Source organism: Microbacterium sp. BF1 (assembly GCF_019279095.1).
In the GTDB taxonomy this organism is placed as follows: domain Bacteria; phylum Actinomycetota; class Actinomycetes; order Actinomycetales; family Microbacteriaceae; genus Microbacterium; species Microbacterium maritypicum.
This window is the reverse complement of record NZ_JAGYWT010000367.1, coordinates 1-2521: the sequence shown is the minus strand read 5'-3', so window position 1 is coordinate 2521 and position 2521 is coordinate 1. Positions and strand designations below refer to the sequence as shown.

Genomic DNA, 2521 nt, shown 5'->3' with positions numbered 1-2521 from the left:
GCGAAGAAGTACCACGAGTTCCACAGCGGCAGCAGGAATTCGCGGACGCCCGAGCGGATGCCCTCCTCGGTGACAGCGAGGTTGCCTCCGCGCAGCACCGAGCTCGACATCAGGAACCAGCGCATCGCGTCGGAGCCGTCGCGGTCGAGCACCTCGGAGACGTCGGGGTAGTTGCGCAGCGACTTCGACATCTTGTAGCCGTCGCTGCCGAGCACGATGCCGTGGCAGCTGACACCCGTGAACGCGGGGCGATCGAACAGCGCGGTCGACAGCACGTGCATGACGTAGAACCATCCGCGGGTCTGGCCGATGTACTCGACGATGAAGTCGGCCGGCGAGTGCGAGTCGAACCACTCCTGGTTCTCGAACGGGTAGTGCACCTGCGCATAGGGCATCGAGCCCGAGTCGAACCACACGTCGAAGACGTCTTCGATGCGGCGCATCGTGCTCTTGCCGGTGGGGTCGTCGGGGTTCGGGCGCGTGAGGTCGTCGATGTACGGCCGGTGCAGGTCGATCTCGCCCTCGGGGTTGCGCGGCAACGTGCCGAAGTCGCGCTCGAGGTCCTCCAGCGAGCCGTAGGCGTCGACACGCGGGTACTCCGGGTCGTCGCTCTTCCAGATCGGGATCGGCGAACCCCAGTAGCGGTTGCGGCTGATCGACCAGTCGCGCGCGCCCTCGAGCCACTTGCCGAACTGCCCGTGCTTGACGTTCTCCGGCACCCACGTGATCTGCTCGTTGTTCGCGAGCAGGTCGTCCTTGATGTCCGTCACGCGGATGAACCAGCTCGAGACGGCCTTGTAGATCAGGGGGTTCCGGCAGCGCCAGCAGTGCGGGTAGGAGTGCTCGTAGCTCTGCAGGCGGATCAGACGACCGTTGTCGCGGATCAGGCGCACGAGCGGCGTGTTCGCCTCCATCCACAGGTCGCCCGCCACATCGGTGACGTTCGGGAGGAAGCGTCCGCCGTCGTCGAGGGACAGGATCGTGGGGATCCCGGCGGCGCCGGCGACCCGCTGGTCGTCCTCACCGTAGGCCGGGGCCTGGTGGACGATGCCGGTGCCGTCGCTGACGGTGACGTAGTCGTCGACCAGGATGCGCCAGGCGTTCTCGGTCCCGTAGGTCTCGGTGTCGGCGTAGTAGTCGAACAGCCGGTCGTACGTCACATCCTGCAGCTCGGCGCCGCGGACCGTGGCGTCGACGGCCGCGAGAGCCTCTTCGGTGCTCTCGTAGCCGAGGTCCTTGGCGTATCCGCCGACGAGCTGACGGGCGAGCAGGTAGCGGTGCGCGGAGGACTCGATAGCGGCATCCGTGGTCCCTGCGGCCTGGTGCACGTCGGCCGCACCGTTCGGACCGGCGGGGAGCACGACGTACTCGATCTCCGGGCCCACGGCGAGCGCGAGGTTGGTCGGCAGGGTCCAGGGCGTGGTCGTCCAGGCGAGGGCGCGGACGCCGGTGAGACCGAGCGCTTCCGCCTTGGCTCCCGTCAGCGGGAAGGTGACCGTGACGGACGGGTCCTGACGCATCTGGTAGACGTCGTCGTCCATGCGCAGCTCGTGGGCGCTGAGCGGAGTCTCATCGCGCCAGCAGTACGGCAGCACGCGGTATCCCTCGTAGGCGAGGCCCTTGTCGTAGAGGGTCTTGAACGCCCACAGCACGCTCTCCATGTAGCCGAGGTCGAGTGTCTTGTACCCGCGCTCGAAGTCGACCCAGCGCGCCTGACGGGTGACGTAGTCCTGCCACTCGTGCGTGTAGGTCAGGACCGAGCTCTTCGCCTTCGCGTTGAAGACGTCGATGCCCATCTCCTCGATCTCGGCCTTCTCGGTGATCCCGAGCTGCTTCATGGCCTCGAGCTCGGCCGGCAGCCCGTGCGTGTCCCACCCGAAGACACGATCGACCTTGTGGCCGGTCATGGTCTGGAAGCGCGGGAACACGTCCTTCGCGTACCCGGTGAGCAGGTGGCCGTAGTGCGGCAGGCCGTTCGCGAACGGAGGCCCGTCGTAGAACACCCATTCGGGTGAGCCCTCACGCTGCGCGATCGAGGCGCGGAAGGTGTCGTCCGTCTTCCAGAACGCGAGCACCTCCTCCTCGATCTGCGGGAAGCGGGGGCTGGGCGCGACGGAATCGGCGGCGGGGCCGAAGGAGGAACGGGGGTAGGTCATCGTGTCTCGCAGTGGTCGTCGTGGCGGATGCTCCTGCGAGGACGATCCTCGCGGACCGCGGTACCACCTCGCGTGCCACGCCTTACGACGCGACCACTCTCACTGCGGCTGTGACGGGCCTGCCCCGCTCGGTTCTACTGAGCGCTTCCCGAAGGCGACGCCGTTCTTCCGAGAGCTCCCCGGTGATGGCCGGATCGATACTCGTGTGTCCAGTGTACGCGTGCGTACACCCTCAGGACGCTCCTCTGCTCTCCTGGCCCCGGCCTCCCGCGCGCCGGGAGCGATGTCGCCGGCGCACCCTACGCTCGAAGCATGGCCCGCACCCCCGAGTCCCCCGCCCCTCCCCGCATCACCGCTCCCGACCT

Annotated in this window: 1 protein-coding gene; it reads right to left on the bottom strand. The window is 67.7% G+C overall.

Features of this window, described 5'->3' with window-relative positions:
- Positions 1–2156: isoleucine--tRNA ligase (ileS, locus tag KZA10_RS12165; RefSeq protein ID WP_218683006.1), on the bottom strand; the 2156-nt coding region annotated here is incomplete at its 3' end.
- Positions 2157–2521 lie beyond the last annotated feature (365 nt).